A 22,405-nucleotide genomic window follows, 5' to 3' on the forward strand; every position below is an offset into this window, starting at 1 on the left:
GGTTCGACGCGCGCCGTCACTTGCCCGCCGCGGCCGTCGCCTGCGCGATCTTCTGCTGCGCCTGGCGCAGCGCCGCGTCGGGTGCGGCCTGCCCCGTCAGCGCGAGTTGCAGCTGGTCGCCGAGAATGCTCTCGACCTGCTGCCAGTCCTTCACGCGCGGCCGCGCACGGCCCGCTTCGAGCGCCTTCAGCTGATCCGGATACCAGCGGTACTGGCGCACCAGCGCCGGATCATTGAACACGCTGCGGCGGGTCGGCGGAATGCCGATGCCGGCGAGGCGCGTCTGCGTGTCGCGTGCGGTCAGGTACGCGAGGAAATCCTGTGCAAGCTTCGCGTGCGGCGCGTCCTTCGGAATGCCCATCTGCCAGATGCCGAGCATCGGCGCCGGGCCCGCGGTCTGCCCGGGCGGCGGCTGCAGCGCGATCTGCCCGACCACGCGCGACTGCTTCGGATCGTCGAGCGCCGGCACCCACGCCGGCCACACCTCGATCGACTGCGCGGCCGTGCCGCGCTGCAGCGCGTCGCGCACTTCCGCCGCGCCATACACGTCGACGTCCTTCGGCGCGGACGCCTTCAGCGCGAGGAAGGTCTTCAGCGCGGCCTGCGCCTCACGCGAATCGATCGTCACGTTGCCGGCATGGTCGAACACGTCGCCGCCGTAGGCCCACAGGATCGGCAGGAAACCCGTCACGACGGGGTTGCCCTTCGTGCCGCGGAATACGACACCCGACACGCTCTTGTCCGCGCCGCCGACGGTCTGCGCGATCTTCAGCACGTCGTCCCAGTTGCGCGGCGGCTGCAGCTTGTACTTCGCGAGCAGGTCCTTGCGGTACGCGAACATCTCGACGTTGCCGACGATCGGCAGCGCGTACAGCGCACCCGTCGCGTTGCGGCCGAGCGCGACGGCGGACGGCACGAGATCGGCGTCCGCGAGCGACGCGGGAAGCGGCTTGAGCCAGCCGTTGCCGATGAACTCGGGTGCCCACGTGTCGTCCATCATCACGAGGTCGTATGCGCCGGTGCCTTCGCGCATCGACAGCTTGAGCTTCTGGTACAGGTTCGCGTTCGGCAGCTTGAGCAGCTCAATCTCGGTGCCCGGGTGCAGCTTGTTGAAGCCGGCGACGGCGTCGGCCAGCCCCTTGCCGTAGATGTCGTCGCGGCCCGCGATGACGAGATCCGCGGCAACGGCGTGCGTGGCGGCGAAGGACAGCGCAAGGGCGGCGGACAGCGCGCGCAGGCGGCTCAGCAAGGTCATGAGGTCTCTCTCGTTCGGCGTGGTGGCGGGACGGCCAGGCGTTGCACACGTGTGCAACGCGGGCGACGCTTCTGGCCGCCTGAAGCGAACGCCATTGTTCACGCCGATCGTTAAGAATTTATGGCACACGGCGGGAGAGGCGGCCGCCGTGCCCGGCCGCCCCACCCGTGCGGCCTCCCCGGCCGGACCTCCCCGGCCGGACCTTCCCGGCCAGACCTCCCCGGCCGGATCAGAAGTTCACGCGGATCCCGGCCATCACCGCCAGTTGCCGGCTCGAATTGCTGTTCGCGAGCACCGGAATCTGCGCGTAGTTCACCGCGTTGCCGTCCGCGTCGGTGCCGAGCCCCTTCCCGCTCGAGATCTGGCCGATCGCGACCGCATACAGCGCCGTGCGCTTCGACAGGCTGTAGTTCGTGCCGACGTTCACCTGGTGGAACCGCGTCGTGCCCCGCCCGTCGGTATGCGCGGCGTTGAAGATATAGGCGACGCCACCCTGCAGCGCGGGCGTGAACAGGTAGGTGGCGTTCAACTCGCCGATGTCGAACGTGAACGCCTGCGTGCGCGGCTGCGCGGTGGTCGAGAAATAGCGGCTGTCGCCGAGGCGCGTATGCGTATAGGTGAGCGCGATCGTCGCATCGCCGAACGTGACGGACCCGCCCGCGCCGAACGCGCGCATCGAGCCCGCATCCTGCAGCAGGCAGTACATCGCACCCGGGTTGCTGCACGCGAAATCGCCGATATAGCCGTTCGCGCCGCCGAGCGCCGCGTCGAGCGGCTGATGCAGGTCGAGGTAACCGACCGAGAACGCGACCGGCGCGCGCGCGTACGTCGCGGCCACCGCATAGCCGCGCTTCGCGGAGAAGTCGCCGGCCTGCCCGCCGAAGCTGAACGTGCCACCGAACGTGAGGCCGTTGAAATCGGCGCTGGTGAACTTCACCGCGTTGTTGAAGTTGAATGCGGCGTTCAGGTTGTCGACGTCGCCGAGGTGCGAGCCGTACGGCGTCGCCCAGTTGTTGCTCGACACGTACGCGCCGAGCATGTCGGTGTACGAGTCGTATTGGCGCCCGAGGCCGAGCGTGCCGATCCCGTCCTGGCGCAGCCCGACCCACGCCTGCCGGCTGAAGGCCGTGCCGCCCTGCAGCGCCTGCCCGTTCGCCGACAGGAACTGCTGCTCGAGCGTGAATACTGCATTGAGCCCGCCGCCGAGCGGCTCGGCACCCTGGAAGCCGAAGCGCGACGGCACGAGGTTGCCGCCGCCCATCTGCCACGCATGGCCCCCGCCCGTGCTGCCGTCGGCGCGCGTGAACTGCTGGTTCGTCGAGTAGATGATGCCGGTGTCCACGGTGCCGTACAGCGTCACGCTGCCGGAGGTTTGCGCGTGTGCGTGCATGCAACCCAGCGTCGCCGCAGCCGCGGCCAGTCGTCGTCCGATCTTCATGTCCCGCCCCTCTGTTGTCATCGATTCGCAGTGCAGATCGATGGGGTTATCGATATGGGTGACAGGACTCTATCCAGCGAAAATTCAGGACCTCTATCGCAAATCGGCAAACAGTCGCACGCGTTGCCCGCGACCGTGCCCAGCGGCGCCGTTGCGGCGCGCGTGCGTCATTCGGGGCGCGTCGTCTGGGACGGCAGCTCGCCGAACAGGTCGCGATACTCGCGCGCGAAATAGCCGAGGTGCGTAAAACCCCAGCTCGCAGCGGCCTCGCCGACGCCGAGTTGCTGCACCGACGTCGTGCGCAGCATGCGGCGCACCGCGTTCAGCCGGATCGTGCGCAGATAGCCGACCGGCGTGACGTCGGCCACGCGCTGGAAACTCGTTTGCAGCGTGCGGCGGCTGCAGCGCAGCGCACGGCACAGTTCGAGCACGGTGACGGGTTCTTCGGGCCGGTCGCGCAGATGCTTCTCGCAACGGCTCACGATGTCGCTGTAGGTGGCGTGCGTGATGTCGCGGCGCTCGACGCCGATGCCCTGCTCGAGCGCGTCGAGGAACATGCCGAGCATCGCATCGCGGAACATCTTGCGGGTGGCCGCGTATTCGAGGTGGCCCGGGTTGCGCTGCGCGTCGTCGATCAGCGCCGACAGCCGCACGCCGAGCGCGACGCCCTGCTCGTCGGACAGCCGCGTCACGTGGCGCAGCTTGCGCGCGCCGGATGCGCCGAATTCGGCTTCGCACAGCTCGTCGACCATGTCGGACGCCGCACTGATCCCGACGAGCCCCATCCCTTCCGGCGTGTGGAATTCGAAATCCTCGCCGGCGCGCAGTGCAAGCAGCGCATAGCCGTCGACGGGCTGGCCCTGGAACGTGCCCGCGAGCGGCACGGACAGCGGCACCGCGAGCGACGTGCGCCCGGCCGGCGCGAGCCCGGTTTGCGCGACACGCCGGTTGGTCGTTTCGCGGAAGAAGTGGAAATCGTCGTACAGCACCTGCGTGACGGTGCCCTTGAAGCGGCCCGGCGTCATCTGGCGATAGACCTGATGCCAGCCCGCGATCGCGAGCCCGTGATCGTGCACGTCTTCGTGTGAGCGTGACTGGAACAGCATCGGCATCTCCGGTAAAACCCCTAAACGCGGCCGCCGGGTTCCCCCGGTGCGCAACGCCACAGCTTACCCGTGCAAAATCCTGCGTAGTGCGGTTTCGAACGCAAGACAGGCCGCCGACAATGCAGCAGCCTGCTCACCCGTCAGACGGACGTAGCGGCGGAACGACGGCATCCGGTTCACGACCTCGCTGCCACCGAACGGCACGATCGCGAGCGTCCAGCGGCCGTCGCGCGCGTCGATCGTGCAGTCGGTCAGGTGCAGCGGCCGCAGCGCGTCGGCCAGCGACGGCTCGGCCACCAGTGCGGCCAGCGTGTCGGCGAATCCGGGGTCGCATCCCGGCGCGGCCAGCGCGTCGATGCCCGTGCAGCGCAGCCAGCCGGTCTGCCGCACGCGCGCACTGCCCTGCACGGCCGGGCCGCACACGGTTGCCGCCACCTTCACGCTGACCGTGTGCATCAGGAACTGGCGGTCGACCCGCTCGTCGATGCTCACGCGCACGCCGTTCGGCAGCCTCGCCGTCAGACTGCCGACGCGATCGGCATCGCGCTCGGCGCCCAAGTCGGCCAGCACGCGCGCGGCGATCGCGCCGGGCCGATGGCCGGGCGGCGGCGCATCGGGCGCCGCGCGCCAGCGGGCAAGCACGGCCTTCACGACGCGACGTGCTCGTTGCGCAGCACTTCCTCGACCGGCACCGGCTTGAACGGATGCCGGCGCTGCACGACGAGCGTCCAGAACAGCGCGTACAGCGCGGTGAGCCCGAGCATCGCGCCGAACGGCACGTAGATGTCGCGCGCATTCATGCCCGGCGGCGTGATGTACCAGATCGCGAGCACGATTCCGACGCTCGACACGATCTGCGGCAGCGGGAACAGCGGCGAACGGTACGGGCGCGGCAGGTCCGGGCGGCGAATCCGCAGCATCACGACCGACGCGGTGACGAGCAGATACGCGGTCCCCCACGCGCAGGTCGCGGCGAGCACGAGGTGCAGGATGCTGTCGAGATTGCCGTTGATCAGCCATGCATGGAAGATCGGCACGATCGCCGCGGCGACGATGCCGACCACCGGCGTCTTGAAGCGCGGATGCAGGTACGCGAAGCAGCGCGGCAGCGCCCCGTCGATCGCCATCCCGTACAGGATGCGCGGCAGCCCGGCCATCAGCGTGTTGATCGTCGCGGCGCCCGCGCACAGGAACGCGATGCCGAACCACACGCGGCCGAAGGGCCCAAGCACCTGCAGCGCGAACGCGGGAATCGCGCCCGGTGTATCGAGCAGGTGCGTGAGGCCGTCGGGGCTCACCGGCACGTTCGCGACCTGGCGGCGGATCGCCGCGCCGTACAGGAACATGCAGATCGCGACGCCGACGAGGCCCAGCGCCATCGCGCGCGGAATCGTCTTGCCCGGCGTCTTCATTTCCGGCGCGAGCGGCGTGACGAACTCGCAGCCGACGAACATGAACATCGCCATCCCGACCAGCGACAGCACGGCCGGCACCGACGTGCCGACTTCCGAGCCGCCGAACCAGCCGTCGAGATGCACGGCCGGCGCGGCCGCGAGCCCGAGGATCCCGAAGATCATCAGCGACAGCCACATGCCGGCCGTCAGCACGATCTCGAGCTTGCTGAACACCTTGATGCCGATGATGTTGGTGATCGCGAACGTGACGACGAGGCCGACGCCGACGAGCCACGAGCTGTTGTGCTTCTCGAACGCGGCATTCAGCGATTCGAAATTGACGAGCGCCATGATGCCGCTCAGGATCGTTTCCGCGGTGCCGGCGAACACGTGCACGAGGAAATACGCGGAAATCGTGCCGGTGATCGCCCAGAAGCGGCCGAGCCCGCACGACAGGTAATCGTAAACCGAGCCGGCCGTCGGCAGCATCGCGGCGGCTTCGGAGAAGGTCGTCGCCTGCGCCTGCATCATCACGAACGCGATGATCATCGCGACCGCGAACGCCCAGCCGCCCATCCCGAAGCCCGACGTCGCGGTGAGAATCACCGGGCTTGCCATGATGAGGCCGACGGCGCTCGCCAGCGCGGTCGGAAAACCGACCGCACCCGCGTTCAGCGCCGTGCCGCCACCCGCTTCAGCCGGCGCGCCGGCGGGCGTGTCGCCCGCTGCGCCGGTAACTCCAGACCATCCCGACATCCTTGTCTCCTTCCTGTGTCGAACCGTGCCGCCGCTTCGTCGGCGGCCGGGGTTCCATGGCATTGCGGTCGGCCCGGGGCGGCGCTTCAGCGCTTCGATTCCCGGACCCCCTGTCGATCACACCTTGATCCGATGTCGAAAAAATACGCAGGCAAAATAATCCGGTCATAGCGCAAATCGGCAAACCGGCGGCAGCCGCGCTGCCCGCCGCCGGCGTGCCGTCACGCGATCACGCCATCACGCGAACGGCACGGCCTCGAAGCCCGCCGCGAGCGCGTCGACGATCCGGTCGAGCTGCTCGCGCTGGATCACGAGCGGCGGCGACAGGATGATCTTCGTGCCGACCGGGCGCACCAGCACGCCGTTCTCGCGCGCGACTTCCGCGACCGCGTTCGCGTAGCCGGACAGCGGGTCGATCGGCTCGCGCGTGTCCTTGTTCGCGACGAGGTCGAGCGCGAGCATCAGCCCCTTGCCGCGCACCTCACCGACCGCCGCGAAGCGTTCCGCGAACGGCTTCAGCGCTTCGAGCAGATACGCGCCCTGCTTCGCCGCATTCGCCGGCAGGTCTTCCTTCACGACGATGTCGAGGCTCGCGATCGCGGCCGCGCATGCCACCGGGTGGCCCGCGTACGTGTAGCCGTGCATGATCGCGCCGCCGAAGTCCGCGTTCGCGGCGAACGCGTCCTCGATCCGCGCGTTCACCACCGTCGCGCCGAGCGGCACGTAGCCCGACGAGATCCCCTTCGCGAGACACATGATGTCCGGGCGCACGCCCCAGCCACGGCTGCCGAACAGGCTGCCGCTGCGGCCGAAGCCCGTCACGACCTCGTCGGCGATCAGCAGTACGCCGTAACGGTCGCACACCTCGCGCACCAGCGGCCAGTAGTTGGCCGGCGGCACGATCACGCCGCCCGCGCCCTGGATCGGCTCCGCGATGAACGCGGCGACCGTGTCGGGGCTCTGGAACTGGATCTCGCGCTCGAGCATTTCCGCGCAGATCCGGCCGAGTTCCTCCGGATCCTGCGTGAACGGGTTGCGGTACAGCCACGGCGTCTCGACATGGAAGCAGCCGGGCAGGTTCGGCTCGTAGTTGCGGCGGAACACCGTGTTGCCGTTCACCGACGCGCCGCCGAAGTGCGTGCCGTGATAGCCCTGCTTCAGCGAGATGAACTTCGTGCGGTCGGCCTGGCCGCGCACCTTCCAGTACTGGCGCGCGATCTTCAGCGCGGTCTCGATCGAGTCGGAACCGCCGGAGCTGTACAGCACGCGGCGCATCCCTTCCGGTTCGAGCATGTCGATCACCTGCTTCGACAGCTCTTCCGCGCGCGGATGCGAAATGCCGTCGAACAGCTGGAAGTATTCGAGCTCGTCGAGCTGGCGTACGATCGCGTCCTTCACTTCCTGGCGGTTGTGGCCGACGTTCACGTTCCACAGGCCCGCGACGCCGTCGACGAGCTTGCGGCCCTGTTCGTCGAACACGTAGCAGCCGTCGCCGCGCACGATGCGGATCGGCTTGCGCTGCTTCATGTCGTTCGGGTGCACCATCGGATGCCAGAATTTCGCTTCGTTGTAGCTCATTGCAGTCTCCACTGTCGGATCGGTTGAACCTCGATCGCCGAGGTTCGAGGTTTTCGCAATTGGCGCAGCGCGTCAGTGCGCGATGCAGACGGATTTGGTTTCGGTGAAGCCTTCGATCGCGTACTGGCCGAATTCGCGGCCGATGCCCGATTGCTTGTAGCCGCCGAACGGCATCGACGGGTCGAGCGGGATATGGCAGTTCACCCACACGGTGCCGGCCTCGATCTGCGGCACGAGGTTCATCACGCGCTTCAGGTCGTTGCTCCACAGGCTCGCGGCGAGGCCGTACGGCGACGCATTCGCGAGGCGCACCGCGTCGGCCGCGTCGTCGAACGGCACGACGACGATCACCGGGCCGAACACTTCGTCGCGCACGATCGCGCTGTCCGGATGCGGATCGGCGATCACGGCCGGCTTCACGTAATAGCCGGGCAAATCGTCGGCCGGCGTGCCGCCCGCGAGGAACGTGAGGCCCGCGCGGCGCGCGCCTTCGATGTGCTGGACGACCTTGTCGCGGTGATGCGCGGAGACCAGCGGGTTGATCTGCGCGGTCGTGTCGAGGCCCGCGCCGAGCTTCATCGACTGCGCGACGCCCGCGAGGCCGTCGGCGAGCTGCGCGAACTTGCTGCGATGCACATAGATGCGCGACGCGGCCGCGCACACCTGCCCCTGGTTGAAGAACGCGCCGGCGGCGACACCGTCGAGTGCCTGCGCGACGTCGATGTCGTCGAGCATCACGATCGGGTTCTTGCCGCCGAGTTCGAGCGAGAAGCGCGTCATGTTCTGCACGGCCGCCGCGCCGACCAGCTTGCCGGTCGCGGTCGAGCCCGTGAACGAGATCTTCGCGATCGACGGGTGGCTCGCGAGCGCGGCGCCGCACACGCGGCCGCCGGTGACGACGTTGAACACGCCGGGCGGCACGCCGGCTTCGAGCGCGAGCTCGGCGAGGCGCAACGCGGTGAGCGGCGTTTCCGGCGACGGCTTCAGCACGATCGTGCAGCCGGCCGCGAGCGCGGGAATCAGCTTCCACACCGCGATCATCAGCGGGAAATTCCACGGCACGATCGCGGCGACCACGCCGACCGGCTCCTTGCGCGTATAGGCCGTATAGCGCGCGCCGGGCGGGAACGGGATCGACACGTCGAGCGTCTGGCCGGTGATCTTGGTCGCCCAGCCGGCCATGTAGCGCACGTATTCGACGCTCGCGCCGACCTCGACCGCGCGCGACACGTGGATCGACTTGCCCTGGTTCAGCGTTTCGAGCTGCGCGAGCGTTTCGGCGTCGCGCTCGATCAGGTCGGCGAGTTTCAGCAGGATGCGTTCGCGGTCGGCCGGGCGCAGGCCGCGCCACACGCGGGAGTCGAATGCGCGCTTCGCGCTGGCGACCGCGCGGTCGACGTCGCGTTCGTCGGCGTCCGCGACCGTCGCGAGCCGCTCGCCCGTCGCGGGGTCGTACACGTCGAGCCGTGCGGCCGCGTGCGCGGGCTGCATTTCACCGTCGATGAAGAGGCCGAAGTCGCGCGCAACGAAGGTGCGCACGGTGTCGCTGACGGCGACGAAATTCGTGGTGCTCATGGGCGTCTCGAGGATTGTCGTGGCTGGACCGCGTGCGCATGGGCACGCGGGCGTCGTTCCACTGTATCGACGAGGGTTCGCGCCCGGTGAGCGCAAATTGGCAGCGCGTGGGCGCTGAGGGTGGCGGGTTCGAACCCCGCGGTGGCGGGTCGAGTGTCGAGACGGGAAGCCGGCTCGGTATCGCACGGGCAGACCGGCCGGCCTACTCGACCGGTGCGGGCATGCCCGCGCCGGTACCGGGCTAGTTTCTGAAGCCGTGCCCCATCGACGCAAGGAAGTCGTACGCCTGGTAATCCAGCCAGTAGATGCCGAGCGCCAGCGGAATCAGGAAGTACAGCGAATCGTATATCCCGCTTCTCACGGTCCTGATGATGAAAATCGGCAGTGCAATGCTCAAGGCGGCGACCACAAGCGCAACTGCAATGATCGTGACGTCCATGTTCCCGGCCCCTGGTTGTTATTGAAACGACGATCGCGCATGGTACTGCACGACGGCGGAAATCCGCGAGCAGAACGATTGCGGCGGCGGCGAGCCAACCGGTTCGGTACGGTTCGACCGATCAGGCTTGCGAGGTGGATGCTTGACAGAGGCGTCCGGCCGGTCAGCCGCTGACATCCAGACAGCCTGCAGGACCGACCAGTTCGTTTTCCTTGGCATTGCCCGACGTGAACAGGCAAAAATTCGTGCCGATTTCACTGCCGAATTCCATCAGGAAGTCCAGTCGGCCGTCGCGATCGAGGTCGCCCGCCCAGATCAGGGTGACGCGAAACGGCGGCGGGTCGCCGCCGAAATCATGCAGGACCGACCGCTTGCCCCCGCCTTCGGCAATCACCGCGCCGGATGCGGTGTAGCGCAACGCGTACCGGTGGCCGTGAAACGCGAAACGCAGCGGTTCGGGGCCGGGCTCGATCACCCTTCCACCGTTCGGGAACGCCAGGTTCACCGCGTCGACCCGGCCCGGCCTGAGCGATGTGCAACGCAACAGCGCAACGGCACGTTTCACGTCGGGCGTGACGTCGACGACAATGCCATCCGGTTGCACCGGTTCGAGCCGGATGCGTGCCGGCGCGAGCTTCCAGCGATTGCCGTCCGGCGCCAGTGCGAGCCATCCGTCGCCGAGATCAGTGCCAGCGTCGCCGACGTCATCGGCCAGCATCCGGAGCGGTTGCAGTACGGCGCACGAATCGGGTTCGCTCTCTTGCGCGAACGCAGTCGAGGCCGCGGAAACACCCAGCAACACGAGCAGCCCAGCCAGCAGCGCCTTGATATTCATGAATCGGCAATCGCGAAAGGTTTGAATTCCGGATCGCAATTATCCGATGAATTACAGGAACAGCGCCCCGACCAGTTCGGTGCGGTTCGACACGCCGAGCTTGCGGTACATCCGCATCAGGTGCGTCTTGACGGTCGGCTGGCCGAGCGCGAGATCGCGGGCGATCTCCTTGTTCGAGCGGCCGTCGCGCACGAGGCGCGCGATCTGCTCCTCGCGGTAGGTCAGCCGCTCCTCGCAGCCGATCCGGTGGATCCCGCGCCGCGCGCGCAGCAGCGGGCTCAGCGCGGCTTCGGCAACCGGCTGCAGCCGCGCGAGCGCATCGATCTCGCCGGGCGCGAACCGCCCGGCCGTGCTGTTGCCGGCCACGCCGCCGCGCGTTTCGCCCGACCCGAAGCGCAGCAGCGAGAACGCGCCGACCGTCCGGCCCGCGTCGCGCAGCCAGATCTCGACGACGTCGGCCACGTCGTGCCGCCGCAGGAAACGGGTCCAGTACGCGGACGCGTCGCGCCTTTCGTCAGGCAATTGGGAAGCGAGCGTGACGACCGCGCGTTCGCCCGCCGCGCAACGCGACGGATGCAGCGGATCGAGCATCCGGTAGCGCGCGACATAGGTGCGATGCATCGATTCCGGCATCCCGAACAGCTCGAAATCGGCCGGTTCGCCGCTCTGGTCGAGCCGGTAGAACACGATCGCGGACGGGCTCGCGAACGCGTCGAACGCGTCCACGCACGCGCGCAGCGCGCGTGGCCAGTCGGCGGCGGCCGGGTCGGCGGGAACGGATGGGGTCGGCATGGTGGAGTCGGCTGACGAGCGAACGTATCGAAGATCGAAGTTCGGGCCAGCCTACCGGCGCCGAAAAGCGCCGGTGAGCACAAATCGGCAAATCGTCCCGTCCCGGCCCGGCCGGCATCGCGGGTTCGGCCGGAACGAGGCGGGCGCGCGACGGCGCGCGCTCTCGTGTCAGCGGGCGTTCGCCGCGAACGTGTCGCAGGCGCTCAGCTCGCCCGATTGCATCCCGCGCCGCAGCCAGTACACGCGCTGGTCGCTGGTGCCGTGCGTGAAGCTTTCCGGGACGACATAGCCCTGCCCTTGCTGCTGCAGCCGGTCGTCGCCGATCGCGGCGGCCGCCTTCAGCCCCTGCTCGAAATCGCCGGGTTCCATCAGCCGCTGGTTCGCGCGCTGCGCGTTGTTTGCCCATACACCGGCAAAGCAGTCGGCCTGCAACTCCATCCGCACCGACAGCGCGTTCGAGTGCGCCTGGCTCGCCCGCCGGCGCGCGGCGTCGACCTTGTCGGAAATGCCGAGCAGGTTCTGCACGTGATGGCCGACTTCGTGCGCGATCACGTAAGCCTGCGCGAAATCGCCGCCCGCGCCGAAACGCTTGCGCAGTTCGTCGTAGAAGCCGAGATCGATATACACCTTGCGGTCGCCCGGGCAATAGAACGGCCCCATTGCGCTCTGGCCCGTGCCGCATGCGGTTGGCGTCGAATTCTCGAACATCACCAGCTTCGGCGGCTGGTATTGCGCATGCAACTGGGTCGAGAAAATGCCCGACCACGTGTCCTCGATATTGGCGAGCACCTTGCGCGTGAACACCGCGCCCGGTTCGTTCGCCGCCGCGCCCTGCCGCTGGCCCGGCGCGGGCTGCGCCTGCTGCTGGCGGCCCTGCAGCGCCGATGCGCCTTCGAGTATCACGCGCGGGTCGATCCCGAAGAAATACGACGCGGCGAACGCAACCACGATCGTGCCGATGCCGATCGTCGCGCCGCGCCCGCCGCCGAACCCGCCGGCGCCGCGGCGATCCTCGACGTTCGTGCTTTCCCTTTCGTCGTCCAGCCTCATTGCCGGCCCTCCCTTCCTTGTCGTTGTGCTGACCGGACAGACCCCGGCAGGCGATTGATTCCCGTTGCGACGGGCAGCGTCCGGCTCGCTATCGCACGGCGGCCCCGCCCGGTCATGCATGCAGACCCGTGCAGACCTGTCGATACACGACGCACGCGGCACCCGGATGACAGGCCGGCGCACGCGCCATTTTGCCGATCTGGGTGTCTTATCGCAAAAAATATGGAGCATAGTGCGACCGGACCGGCGACATCGTCATTCTTTGCAAAATGACCGCACGTGCGGCCCGGGAGGACGCGATGATCAGGGGACGGCCAGGCCTGCCGCGACTTACTTCGCGCGACCCCGGCGCACATCGCTCACTGCGTCGAGCAGGCGATACTTGCGGATCTTTTCATAGAGCGTGCTCTTCGCGATGCCGAGCTGACTCGCCGCCTTCGTCAGGTTGCCGGCATGACGCGCAAGCGCGCGGCGAATCGATTCCGCCTCGGCCATCTTCAACGAGTCGCCCGTATCCGGCGAGAGCGCGTCGACGGGCCGCGCGGCACACGTATCGATCGACGCCCCCGCGCCGATCTCGGCGGGCAGCTTGTCGGCCTTGATCACCGTGCTGTCCGACAGCAGCAGCGCCCCCTCGATCGCGTTCCGCAGTTCACGCACATTGCCGGGCCACGGATAGCGCAACAGGCGCGCATACGCATCGTCGTCGAACGACCTCGGGGAGAGGCCATACGACTCGCACAGATGCCCGAGCCAATGCGCAATCAGCGCCGGCAGATCCTCGCCGCGCTCGCGCAAGCTCGGAATCGACACGGTCGTGACCGCGATCCGGTAGTACAGATCCATCCGGAACTGGCCTTTCACGACGGCATCCTTCAGATTCCGGTGCGTCGCCGCGACCAGCCGGAAATTCACCCTGCGCGGCGTATTCTCGCCGAGGCGATAGATTTCGCTCTCCTCCAGCACGCGCAGCAGATGCGGCTGGATGTCGAGCGGCATTTCCCCGATCTCGTCGAGAAACAGCGTGCCGCCATCGGCCGCTTCGATCTTGCCCGCCGCACCGGACTTGCGGGCGCCGGTAAATGCGCCTTCCGCGTAGCCGAACAACTCGCTGGCAAGGAGGTCTCTCGACAACCCGCCGCAGTTGAGCGCAACGAACGGACCGTCGGCGCGATCGCTCGCCTGATGGATACCCTGCGCGAACAGCTCCTTGCCGACGCCGGTGTCGCCGAGCAGCAGCACCGGCACCCTGGACGGCGCGAGCTGACGCGCACGATTCACGGCCTCCCGCAATGCAGCGCTGTCGCCGACGATGCGCTCGAACCCGCGCGGCTCGCCGCCGTGCCGTTCCCGTCCGCGCGCGATCGGGACGGCCCCGCGGGGGTTCGCGATGCCCGGCGTCACGATCATGTAGCCGAGCACGTCGGCGCCGTCACGCACGGTTTCGATGTGGCTGCGCGCCAGCCATGCCGGCGCGCTTGCGGGCAGACGGCCGTCGCCCGCGTAGTGCTCGAGTTCGGGCAGCGCGAACGCCGCGTCGCACCGGATATCGAATCCCAGCCGGCGCAATACCGGAACGACCTGCGCGTTGGCCTTGACGAGTCGGCCGCGTTCGTCCACGACGATCACCGCATCGGCGGAAGACGCACCGAAGCGCGACGCGCAGCGGTCAAGCAAGCTCAGGCGGCGTGCCATGCCATCCTTCGCGAGCCGGCTTTCGATACGGCCCGCAAGCGATACCGCGAGCGCAAGGCTGTATGGGTTGTAGGTCTGCGCGAGCCCCGATATGTCGATCACGCCCAGGACGTGCCCGTCGCGCGGATCCTGGATGACAGTCGCCGAGCAGGTCCATCGCTTGATGCCCGCGCAGAAGTGCTCCGCGCCATGGATCTGGACTGGCTGCCGGAGCGCGAGCGCGGTGCCGATCGCATTGGTGCCGCAATTCAGCTCGGTCCACTCGCAGCCCGGAACCAGGCCGACCTCGCGCGCAGGCTCGACGATCCGCAGGTCGCCCTCCTGCTGGAGGATCATCCCGTTCGGATCGGCCAGCAGCATCACCGTGCCCGTCTGCGACAGAAAATCACGGGTCTGCTGCATCAGCGGCAGACTGGCGTCGACGAGGCGACCGTTCGACGTGCGCCACTGCACGAGCCCGTCTTCGTCGAGCGGCGGCGGCGCGCGGTCGACGCCGGGATCGACGCGGCTGACGAGACAGCGCTGCCACGAATCGTCGACCACGCCGCGTACGTCGGGCGAACGCCACTCGCTGCCGGTCACCAGGTGCTCCCATGCGGCCATGATGCTTGCGTCATGGCGTGGACTGGGAAACCAGTCCATCGGCGTGCCTCTCTGTTGCATATCTGTCTCCTGGCGGTTTCGTGAGGGCACGAACCGCAAGGCCGTCGCAGCGGCCTTTTTGTCGACTTTGTGGGGCGCCCGACCGCAGCCGGCGGCGAGCGTAGCGACTATCGTACTCCGTCCCGGCGCCTCGACGACCGTCCGGACACAAACCGCTGCAAGCAATGCGCGCGCCAGCAAGCGATCGCCCGCCAGTCGTCGCGCGGCCCGGCACGCCGCCGGGAACCGATGGCCGAAAAGAAACCGGCCGTTCGACAATCGAACGGCCGGAAATCGAACGCTTCCCGCTGACGAAGCCGAAGCAGGGCCGGCGACCGCCGAGCCCCGCAGACAGCCTCAAATGTCAGGTCATTGCACGCGCTCCGGAACCGGCAGCTTCACCCATTCCGCGTAGAACGCATCGATGTCGGGCTCGAAGTCGTGAATGACCGGGTACCACGGCGTGGGCGCCTCGACGTCGTGCATCGCGCCGCAGGTCGGGCAGTAGTATTCGCGATAGACCTGCCATTGCGTGTCGGGCGCCATCAGGCGCGGATAGACCTCGTCCATCGCCTCTTCGGATTCGCGCACGAAGATGTTCGCGTGCAGCTTCCAGTTGTCGCGGTAATCGCAGAACACGTGGCCGCAGTCGCACTGCGTGACCCAGTGCTTCGTCGCCCATTGCTGCACGATGTACAGGTGCGGGCCGAGCGGCAGCACGATGCGGTCCTTCCAGCCGAGTTTCTGCTGCAGCGCATCGACATACATCCGGAAGCGCTCGCCGTCCTTCGGCATCGACAGCATGCGCAACGTCGTGTCCCAGTCGAGCTTGCCGTCGACCATGTTCCTGATCTGTTCCTTGGTGTAGGTAGACATTTCCAGTCCTCCATATGGGTGATAGTGCGCGGGGTCCGGCTCACTCCTCGACCAGCACCACCGTATTGACGTCGGGCATCTTCGACAGGTCCATGCGGAATTTCGAGCCGTAGGTCGGTACGTCGAGTTCGTCCTCGGTGAGCGTCCACGTATCGGGCAGCTCCCAGAACACGCGGAACTGCTGCTCGAATTTCGTCGACAGGCCGAAGCTCGTCGCGAACATGTGCTGCACCTGGGTCGATGCGTGCTTGAGCAGGATCCGCTCGCGCTCGCCCTTCATCCATTCGCGGGTCGGTTGCGAGCGTGCGAGACGCGCGTTGCGGATCTCGATGCGCTGCAGCGCGGTCGCTTGCGGATCGACCGTCCAGATGCCGTTGGCATCCCGCGTCGCGACCGCCCCGTAGACCTTCTGCGCGTATTCGGGCAGCAGCACCGCGTTGTTGAGATCGCGTTCGATCGCGTCGATCTCGCGGTCGAGCGGATCGCCGAAGCCGGGGCCGCCGCGCAGGTAGTTCAGGTAGAGATCGTAGTTGCTGTAGCAGTCCTCCGTGGTCATGCATTGCTGGTCGCGCTTGACGACCGCGCCGGCGTTCAGGTGGTTTTCGTAATCCGGCAGGTCCGGATTCGTATCGCCGCCGAGCGGCAGGCTCTCGCCGAGCGCGATGCGTTCCTGGATGCCCGTGCGATGCGCTTCGAATCGATAGCCGGTGGCGGGCGGGTAGCCGCCCATCAGGCCCCAGTCGCTGTTCATGTAGCCGTTGCCCATGAAAAACATCGTCCAGTCCTGCGCCTTCCAGACCATGCGCAGCGTCTCGAATCCGCATCCGCCGCGGTACTTGCCGTAGCCGCCCGAATTCGACTTCACGTTGCGGCCGAGGTACAGCAGCGGCTCGGCCATCTCCCAGATCTCGATGTCGCCCATGTCGCCTTCGGGGTTCCAGATCGCGGCCGCGTGATTCAGGCCGTCCTTGATCGCGCACGCGCCGGTGCCGCACGACGATGCCTCGAAGCTGTTCACCGCATGGATGTCGCCGTCCTGGTTGATCCCGCCGCCCTGCAGCCAGTTCGACGTGTTGGCATTGCCCGCGTTGACTTCCTCGAGATAGCCGCGGCTGAAGTACGCCTGCGACAGCCCGCGCCACATCGCGCTCCAGCCCGACACCAGGAAGTGCCACGCGTAAGCGTGTCCGGTGCGGCGGTCGTCCGGGTTCATCCACGCGCCCTTGGGCAGGTGGAATTCGGTGCCGAAATACGCGCCGTCGTTGATGCGCTGCGTCGGCACCAGCGTCTGCGTCAGCATCACCCAGATGCCGCTCGTGAACGCGACCTGGTGCGCGTTGTACGAGTGCCAGCCCCAGCGGCTCGCGCCTTCGAAATCGAGACGCCACGAGCCGTCCTTGCGGATCTCCATCTCGACCGGCGAATGCATGATCGAGTCGAGCTTCGCAAACGCCGACGAGGTCTGCACGTCCGGATGGTTGTACGGCACGTCCACGAACGCGACCTTGCGATACTTGCCCGGCAGCGTCATCGCCTTGATGCGCGTCTGCAGACCGCGCCGCCCTTCCTCGATCACCTCGAAGCCGAAGGCCTCGTACGCGTCGAGGCCTTCCTCCTCGATCACTTCCTCGATCAGATCGCGGATCATGTGACAGCCGGCGATACGCGTGCGCTCGTCGAGAATCCAGTACTTCGGCGTGCGAACCGAGCGCTGGCTCTCGTGCAGCCAGTCGCGCAGCGGCGTGTCGTTCACGCCCGTCTTACGGCACGTGATCATGTAACCGTCGCCGAAACGCTGCACCTGACCCGTCGACATCGAGCCCGGCGTCACCGCGCCGGTGTCGATCACGTGCGTGACGCCGCCGACCCAGCCGACCAGCTTGCCGTGCGCGAAAATCGGCACGATCGTCGCGATGTCGCACGGGTGGACGTTGCCGATCGAGCAGTCGTTGTTGGTGAACATGTCGCCGGGCTGAATGCCCGGATTGGCTTCCCAGTTGTTCTCGATCATGTACTTGATCGCCGCGCCCATCGTGCCGACGTGGATGATGATCCCGGTCGACGTGAGCACGCAATCGCCCGCCGCGTTGTAGAGCGTGAAGCACAGCTCCCCTTCCTGCTCGACGATCGGGCTCGCGGCAATTTTCTTGGCCGTTTCGCGCGCATGCACGAGGCCGCCGCGCAGCTTCGAGAATATCTTCTCGTAGCGGATCGGATCGCGCTCGCGCAGCTCGAGCCGTTCGAGCCCGTTGTAATGGCCGGTTTGCGCGGTGCGCTCGATAATGCCGTCGCGAAACTGCTTGAGCGTCTGGCCGTTCTTCAGCAGATCGGCGAAGCCGACTTCCTGGCTGGACATCATGTTCATCGCATGTCTCCTTACTTGACTTCCCTGAGATGGAAGAGGCGGTGCTTGTCGAGCGTGGTGGCGAAGCCCTTCGGGACGACGAACGTCGTCGCGTCGGATTCGATGATCGCGGGCCCCGCGATCTCGTTGCCCGGCTTGAGCGACTCCATTCGCCAGACCACCGCGTCATGCCACTGCTTGTGCCGATACAGACGCCGCGTGCCGGCACGCGCGTCCGCCGGCGGCGTGGGGCCGGCGACAGGGTCTTCCGGCAATACCGGCTTCTGCGTGACGACCATCCCGCGCATGATCGCGCCCGTGACCGAAAAACCCAATTCCGGCGAGCGCGCGGAGCTCGCGTACACGCGGCCGTAGGTATCCTCGAAGGCCGTCACGATCTTGTCCCAGTCGTCCGCACCGGACGCGCCCGCGATCGGCGATTCGATCTCGAGGTCGTTGAGCTGGCCCATGTACTGCATCCGGAAGCCCGGCCGCAGGATCACGTCCCGCTCGCTGAAGCCGTTGATGCGAAACTCGTCGATCACCTTGGCCGTCAGTTCGGCCCACGCCTTCTGGATCGTCTGCGCGGCCCGCGCCTTCTCGGCGTCGGACGCGTGCTGCGGCAGCGCGAGATCGACGCTCTTGTCGTAGCGATATTCGAAATCCGCGCACGCGCAGCCGAATGCCGAGAAGCCTGCCGCCCACGCCGGCACGACGACATCCTTGAAGCCGAGACCTTCGGTGTAGCCATAGGTATGCACCGGCCCCGCGCCGCCATACGAGAAGCACACGAATTCGGTCGGGTTGTAGCCTTTCGCGCTGACGTTCGAGCGCAGGTATTCGCGCAACTGCAGGTCGAGCAGCTCGATCACGCCGGCCGCCGCATCCTCGACGGAGAGTCCGAGCGGCTCGGCGATCTGCGCGCGGATGTGCTCGCGGGCACGATTCACGTCGAGCTTGATCTGGCCGCCGAGGAAGTTGTCCGGATTCAGGTAGCCGAGCACGACGTGGCAATCGGACACGGACACCGTCGTCAGGCCGCTGTCGGGCCAGCACGTGCCGACGCGATAGCCGGCGCTGTCCGGCCCGAGCTTGATGGCCCCGCTGTACGGATCGAGCCGCACGAAGCTGCCGGCGCCCGCGCCGACCGAATCCATCGTGACGAGCGGCAGCGACAGCACGAGGCGCGCCATGTCCGGATCGGACGCGATCGCGAATTTGCCCTTCGTGATGAGCGCCATGTCGAACGACGTGCCGCCGATGTCCGAGCAGGCGATGTTGTCGTAGCCGAGTGCCTCGCCGAGGAGCTTCGAGCCGATCACGCCACCGATTGGCCCCGACACGATGGTGCGCGCGAGTTCCTTCGCTTTCCAGCTGATCGTGCCGCCGTGCGTCGCCATCACGCGCAGGTCGAATTTCGCGCCGTGCTTGAGGAAGCGGTCGCTGACTTTCCTGAGCGTCTGCCGCGACGGCTCGGCCGCATACGCTTCGAGCACCGTCGTGTTCATCCGGTGGCTTTCCTTGCGCTGCGGGTAGTAGTCGACCGATGCGAACACCGGGAGATCGACGCCGCGCGCAGCCAGCTCGTCGCGCACGATGTCGCGCGCCTGACGCTCGCTCGTCGCGTTCTTGTGCGACTGGAGCAAGCAGATGACGATCGCCTTGGCGCCGGCGGCGACGAGCTCCCGCGTGGCCTGCCGCACTTCGTTTTCCCGCAGCGGAATGACGATTTCGCCCTGGACATCGGTACGCTCGGTGACGCCGCGCGTTCGCGACAGCGGTACGAGCGGCTCGTCGTAGCGGTGCGTATTCAGGTGGATGCGCTCTTCGAGCGCGTAGCCGAGGTAGCTCTGGATCGCCCGCCCCATCAGGTGCACGTGCTCGAAGCCCTTGTTGACGAGCAACCCGACGTCGAGCCCCTTGCGCTGCACGACGCGGTTGAGCATCGCCGTACCGGAATACACGCAGGTGACGAGTTCCGGATAGACGTCGTCGACGTCGCGTTGCCAATGCGCGAGCGCGTCCTGCGACGAGTTGAAGATCGCGAGTGATTCATCCTCCGGATTGCTTTGCGCCTTGCCGACGACAAACCGTCCGTCCTCGCGCACGAAGAAGGTATCGGTCATCGTGCCGCCCGCGTCGATGCCCAAGACCTGGACTTGCGAAAGTCCTTCCATGGTGATGTCTCCAATGATTGAAGTCGTGATGAGCCGGGTTCCGGTTCGAGCGGGGTCATCGCTCGATCCCGGGCGTCGGCTCATCTGCAGTGAGGCAACAACCGTGCCATTCGGTGGATCCGGCGGGTCGATTCCCCCCGGCCAGGCCAGGCGGGGCGTTCATCGGGTGGAGCGGGTTGCTTCGGACAGGTGACGCACCGGCGAACGGCCGGATTCCGGACTGGTCCGGTGTCCGAATATCAGTCGGCTCCACCGGCGCGCGGTTGGACGCTCGCCCCGGATCCGGAACGGCGGCAACGCGGGCGCGTCGCCGTGCGTCGTTGCCGACTGTCATCCCTCGTTTGCGTTCATCCTTTCGGCTGATACCGGCGCTCGCCGACGCCGCCTAAAGTGACCGGCAACGACACCTTCCGGAGAACGACATGACGCACCCGCAACCTCGCACGATCGCGATCACCGGCGCGGGCACCGGCATCGGCGCCGCCTGCGCGCGCCGCTTCGCCCGCCGCGGCGACCGCGTTGTGCTGATCGGGCGCCGCCGAGCGCCGCTCGACGCGCTGGCCGCCGAAACGGGCGGCCTCGCGCTCGCCGGCGATGCCGCGAGTGCCGCCGACTGGGCCCGCTTCCTGCCGCAGATCGCCGAACGCTTCGGCCGCGTCGATGCGCTCGTCGCGTGCGCGGGCGGCCACGGGCTCGGCCGCGCGGACGAAACCGACGACGCGCAGTGGCGCGACGCGATGCACGCGAACCTCGACACCGCGTTCGTCAGCGCGCGCGCGTGCCTGCCCGACCTGATCGCGCAGCGGGGCAGCATCGTGCTGGTCGCGTCGATCGCCGCGCTCGCGGCCGGGCCCGGCGTGTGCGGCTACACGGTCGGCAAGCACGCGCTGCTCGGGCTCACGCGGTCGCTCGCACGTGACTACGGCCCGCACGGCGTGCGCGCGAACGCCGTCTGCCCGGGCTGGGTCCGCACGCCGATGGCCGACGCGGAAATGGAACCGCTGATGGCCGCGCATGGCGACACGCTCGACGGCGCATACGCACGCGTGAGCGCCGACGTGCCGCTGCGGCGCGCGGCCGAGCCGGACGAAATCGCGGCCGTCTGCGCGTTCCTCGCGTCGCCGGACGCATCGTTCGTCACCGGCACGACGCTCGTCGCCGACGGCGGCGCGATGGTCGTCGATGTCCCGACGCTCGCGTTCGACCGGCTTTGATGAGCGGAGTCACGCCACCCGCGTGACCCATCGCTGCGGGCGGCGTGCCGGGCGGGTCCTCCGTCACTTCGTCGCCCGTCCCGGCACCCATTACGGCACGCTCTCCGTGCCGCCCGCTCATTTCCCGCCCGCGAAAATCCGCTACCATCGACCGATCCCGCCGCTCCGCCCGGCACCGCCTCACGGTTCGAACGTCGATGAACATCCGGTTTCTTGAAACCTTCGTCTGGCTCGCGAAGCTGGAAAACTTCCGGCTCACCGCCGAAAAACTGCACACGACGCAGGCCGCGGTATCGAGCCGCATCGCGTCGCTCGAGGAAGCGTTCGACGTGCGCCTGTTCGACCGCAACACGCGCTCGGCCACGCTGACGCCCGCGGGCCGGCGCATGCTGGCCTATGCGGAACGGATCGTGCGGCTCGACGGTGAAATGCGCCGCGACATCGACGCGGCGAGCGACGCAGGCCTGATCCGCATCGGCGTGATCGAATCGATCGTGCACAGCTGGTTCCCGGCGCTGATGGCGCAACTGCGCGAGCGCTATCCGCGCCTCGACGTCGAAATCACGAGCGACACGACGCTGCACCTGATCCGCCTGCTCAGCACCGACGGCGTCGACCTGATCCTGCAGACCGACCCGGTGCCGGGCCCCGATTTCACGAACCTGCCGCTGTGCGAATTCCCGGTGCGCTGGGCGGCCAGCCCGCGCCTCGGGCTCGGCGGCCAGGCGCTCGACGTTGCGCGCCTGGCCGAATTCCCGATCATCAGCTTCTCGCGCCACTCGGGGCCGCACGCGACGATCGAGCGCCTGTTCGCGGCCGTCGAGCGGCCAGCCAGCATCAACTGCATCACGTCGGTCGCCGCGATGATCCGCCTGGTCGCCGACGGCTTCGGCGTGGCCGCGTTACCGCCCGCGATCATCGGGCGCGAGTTGCACGAAGGGGCGCTCGAACTGCTCGACGTCGACCCCGAATTCCCCGCGCTGCCGCTCGTCGCGACGTACCGCAGCCAGGGCCAGCCGGTGGCCGCGCGCATCGCGGAACTGGCCAGCGAAGTCGCGCGCGCGATGTCGGCCGCCGCGAATCACGCAAAACCGGCGCCACCAGCCACGCCCGATAGCGCCGACAAACCACCCGCCCGTCCCGCGACGAAAACGAAAGCCAACGCGCCGGCGCAAGCGAAGCGCACGACGCAATCCGCCACGCCCCCCGCGAAACGCCGCCCGCGCCGCTCATAAGAAA

General features: G+C 67.7%; 17 protein-coding genes. 2 read left to right on the forward strand and 15 right to left on the reverse strand.

Annotated features, from left to right (window positions below; all coding sequences use genetic code 11):
• Nucleotides 1-16: 16 nt before the first annotated feature.
• The 15 genes from QZM67_RS04910 to QZM67_RS04985 all read right to left on the reverse strand — a co-directional run bounded on the left by QZM67_RS04910 (nt 17) and on the right by QZM67_RS04985 (nt 19,952).
• Entirely contained in the window at nt 17-1,255 is a 1,239-nt protein-coding gene (locus QZM67_RS04910; protein ID WP_301801041.1) for an ABC transporter substrate-binding protein, read from the reverse strand.
• Between the two features lie 229 nt (nt 1,256-1,484).
• Nucleotides 1,485-2,693, reverse strand: a complete 1,209-nt coding sequence (locus QZM67_RS04915; protein WP_301801042.1) for a porin — start codon at nt 2,691-2,693, stop codon at nt 1,485-1,487.
• A gap of 167 nt (nt 2,694-2,860) precedes the next feature.
• Nucleotides 2,861-3,799 (reverse strand): helix-turn-helix domain-containing protein, encoded by a 939-nt coding sequence (locus QZM67_RS04920; protein WP_041493501.1) that lies wholly within the window; start codon nt 3,797-3,799, stop codon nt 2,861-2,863.
• Between the two features lie 63 nt (nt 3,800-3,862).
• Nucleotides 3,863-4,450, reverse strand: a complete 588-nt coding sequence (locus QZM67_RS04925; RefSeq protein ID WP_175024282.1) for a DUF3156 family protein — start codon at nt 4,448-4,450, stop codon at nt 3,863-3,865.
• Nucleotides 4,447-5,949 carry an APC family permease gene (locus QZM67_RS04930; RefSeq protein ID WP_175024281.1) on the reverse strand — a complete coding sequence of 501 codons (1,503 nt, stop codon included), beginning with the start codon at nt 5,947-5,949 and terminating at the stop codon, nt 4,447-4,449. The genes QZM67_RS04925 and QZM67_RS04930 overlap by 4 nt, the downstream gene beginning before the upstream one ends.
• Nucleotides 5,950-6,186: 237 nt before the next feature.
• The gene (locus tag QZM67_RS04935; protein WP_175024280.1) at nt 6,187-7,527 is read right to left on the reverse strand and encodes an aspartate aminotransferase family protein; all 1,341 of its coding nucleotides are present in this window, start codon (nt 7,525-7,527) and stop codon (nt 6,187-6,189) included.
• Nucleotides 7,528-7,599: 72 nt separating this feature from the next.
• A complete protein-coding gene (locus QZM67_RS04940) occupies nt 7,600-9,102 on the reverse strand; it encodes an aldehyde dehydrogenase family protein (RefSeq protein WP_175024279.1) in 1,503 nt (500 codons plus the stop codon).
• Between the two features lie 241 nt (nt 9,103-9,343).
• On the reverse strand, nt 9,344-9,541 hold the full coding sequence (locus QZM67_RS04945; RefSeq protein WP_043179813.1) for a hypothetical protein: 198 nt from the start codon (nt 9,539-9,541) through the stop codon (nt 9,344-9,346).
• Between the two features lie 163 nt (nt 9,542-9,704).
• A complete protein-coding gene (locus tag QZM67_RS04950; protein ID WP_301801043.1) occupies nt 9,705-10,376 on the reverse strand; it encodes a hypothetical protein in 672 nt (223 codons plus the stop codon).
• A 51-nt stretch (nt 10,377-10,427) separates the two neighbouring features.
• Nucleotides 10,428-11,168, reverse strand: a complete 741-nt coding sequence (locus QZM67_RS04955) for a LuxR C-terminal-related transcriptional regulator (RefSeq protein WP_175024277.1) — start codon at nt 11,166-11,168, stop codon at nt 10,428-10,430.
• 168 nt (nt 11,169-11,336) lie between these two features.
• Complete coding sequence (locus QZM67_RS04960; RefSeq protein WP_301801044.1) at nt 11,337-12,218, reverse strand: neutral zinc metallopeptidase; 882 nt, start codon at nt 12,216-12,218, stop codon at nt 11,337-11,339.
• Nucleotides 12,219-12,548: 330 nt separating this feature from the next.
• Nucleotides 12,549-14,576, reverse strand: a complete 2,028-nt coding sequence (locus tag QZM67_RS39890; protein WP_367620421.1) for a sigma-54-dependent Fis family transcriptional regulator — start codon at nt 14,574-14,576, stop codon at nt 12,549-12,551.
• Between the two features lie 348 nt (nt 14,577-14,924).
• Nucleotides 14,925-15,431 (reverse strand): acetone carboxylase subunit gamma, encoded by a 507-nt coding sequence (locus QZM67_RS04975; protein WP_034180969.1) that lies wholly within the window; start codon nt 15,429-15,431, stop codon nt 14,925-14,927.
• Nucleotides 15,432-15,471: 40 nt separating this feature from the next.
• Nucleotides 15,472-17,796 (reverse strand): hydantoinase B/oxoprolinase family protein, encoded by a 2,325-nt coding sequence (locus QZM67_RS04980; RefSeq protein ID WP_301801045.1) that lies wholly within the window; start codon nt 17,794-17,796, stop codon nt 15,472-15,474.
• Between the two features lie 11 nt (nt 17,797-17,807).
• Nucleotides 17,808-19,952 (reverse strand): hydantoinase/oxoprolinase family protein, encoded by a 2,145-nt coding sequence (locus QZM67_RS04985; protein WP_301801046.1) that lies wholly within the window; start codon nt 19,950-19,952, stop codon nt 17,808-17,810.
• 422 nt (nt 19,953-20,374) lie between these two features.
• Here QZM67_RS04985 and QZM67_RS04990 point away from each other — a divergent pair, with 422 nt between their 5' ends.
• Together QZM67_RS04990 and QZM67_RS04995 are read left to right on the forward strand one after the other, a co-directional pair.
• Nucleotides 20,375-21,166: an SDR family NAD(P)-dependent oxidoreductase gene (locus QZM67_RS04990; protein WP_301801047.1), complete on the forward strand. Its 792-nt coding sequence runs from the start codon at nt 20,375-20,377 to the stop codon at nt 21,164-21,166.
• 197 nt (nt 21,167-21,363) lie between these two features.
• Nucleotides 21,364-22,401, forward strand: coding sequence for a LysR family transcriptional regulator (locus QZM67_RS04995; protein WP_301801048.1), 1,038 nt, complete (start codon nt 21,364-21,366; stop codon nt 22,399-22,401).
• Nucleotides 22,402-22,405: the final 4 nt, after the last annotated feature.

Source organism: Burkholderia sp. AU45251 (assembly GCF_030482905.1).
GTDB lineage: Bacteria > Pseudomonadota > Gammaproteobacteria > Burkholderiales > Burkholderiaceae > Burkholderia > Burkholderia aenigmatica.

Coding starts and splice junctions, on each gene's coding strand:
- QZM67_RS04910 (WP_301801041.1), bottom strand. CDS start 1,255: ATGACCTTGCTGAGCCGCCTGCGCGCGCTGTCCGCCGCCCTTGCGCTG.
- QZM67_RS04915 (WP_301801042.1), bottom strand. CDS start 2,693: ATGAAGATCGGACGACGACTGGCCGCGGCTGCGGCGACGCTGGGTTGC.
- QZM67_RS04920 (WP_041493501.1), bottom strand. CDS start 3,799: ATGCTGTTCCAGTCACGCTCACACGAAGACGTGCACGATCACGGGCTC.
- QZM67_RS04930 (WP_175024281.1), bottom strand. CDS start 5,949: ATGTCGGGATGGTCTGGAGTTACCGGCGCAGCGGGCGACACGCCCGCC.
- QZM67_RS04935 (WP_175024280.1), bottom strand. CDS start 7,527: ATGAGCTACAACGAAGCGAAATTCTGGCATCCGATGGTGCACCCGAAC.
- QZM67_RS04940 (WP_175024279.1), bottom strand. CDS start 9,102: ATGAGCACCACGAATTTCGTCGCCGTCAGCGACACCGTGCGCACCTTC.
- QZM67_RS04945 (WP_043179813.1), bottom strand. CDS start 9,541: ATGGACGTCACGATCATTGCAGTTGCGCTTGTGGTCGCCGCCTTGAGC.
- QZM67_RS04950 (WP_301801043.1), bottom strand. CDS start 10,376: ATGAATATCAAGGCGCTGCTGGCTGGGCTGCTCGTGTTGCTGGGTGTT.
- QZM67_RS04955 (WP_175024277.1), bottom strand. CDS start 11,168: ATGCCGACCCCATCCGTTCCCGCCGACCCGGCCGCCGCCGACTGGCCA.
- QZM67_RS04960 (WP_301801044.1), bottom strand. CDS start 12,218: ATGAGGCTGGACGACGAAAGGGAAAGCACGAACGTCGAGGATCGCCGC.
- QZM67_RS39890 (WP_367620421.1), bottom strand. CDS start 14,576: ATGCAACAGAGAGGCACGCCGATGGACTGGTTTCCCAGTCCACGCCAT.
- QZM67_RS04975 (WP_034180969.1), bottom strand. CDS start 15,431: ATGTCTACCTACACCAAGGAACAGATCAGGAACATGGTCGACGGCAAG.
- QZM67_RS04980 (WP_301801045.1), bottom strand. CDS start 17,796: ATGAACATGATGTCCAGCCAGGAAGTCGGCTTCGCCGATCTGCTGAAG.
- QZM67_RS04985 (WP_301801046.1), bottom strand. CDS start 19,952: ATGGAAGGACTTTCGCAAGTCCAGGTCTTGGGCATCGACGCGGGCGGC.
- QZM67_RS04990 (WP_301801047.1), top strand. CDS start 20,375: ATGACGCACCCGCAACCTCGCACGATCGCGATCACCGGCGCGGGCACC.
- QZM67_RS04995 (WP_301801048.1), top strand. CDS start 21,364: ATGAACATCCGGTTTCTTGAAACCTTCGTCTGGCTCGCGAAGCTGGAA.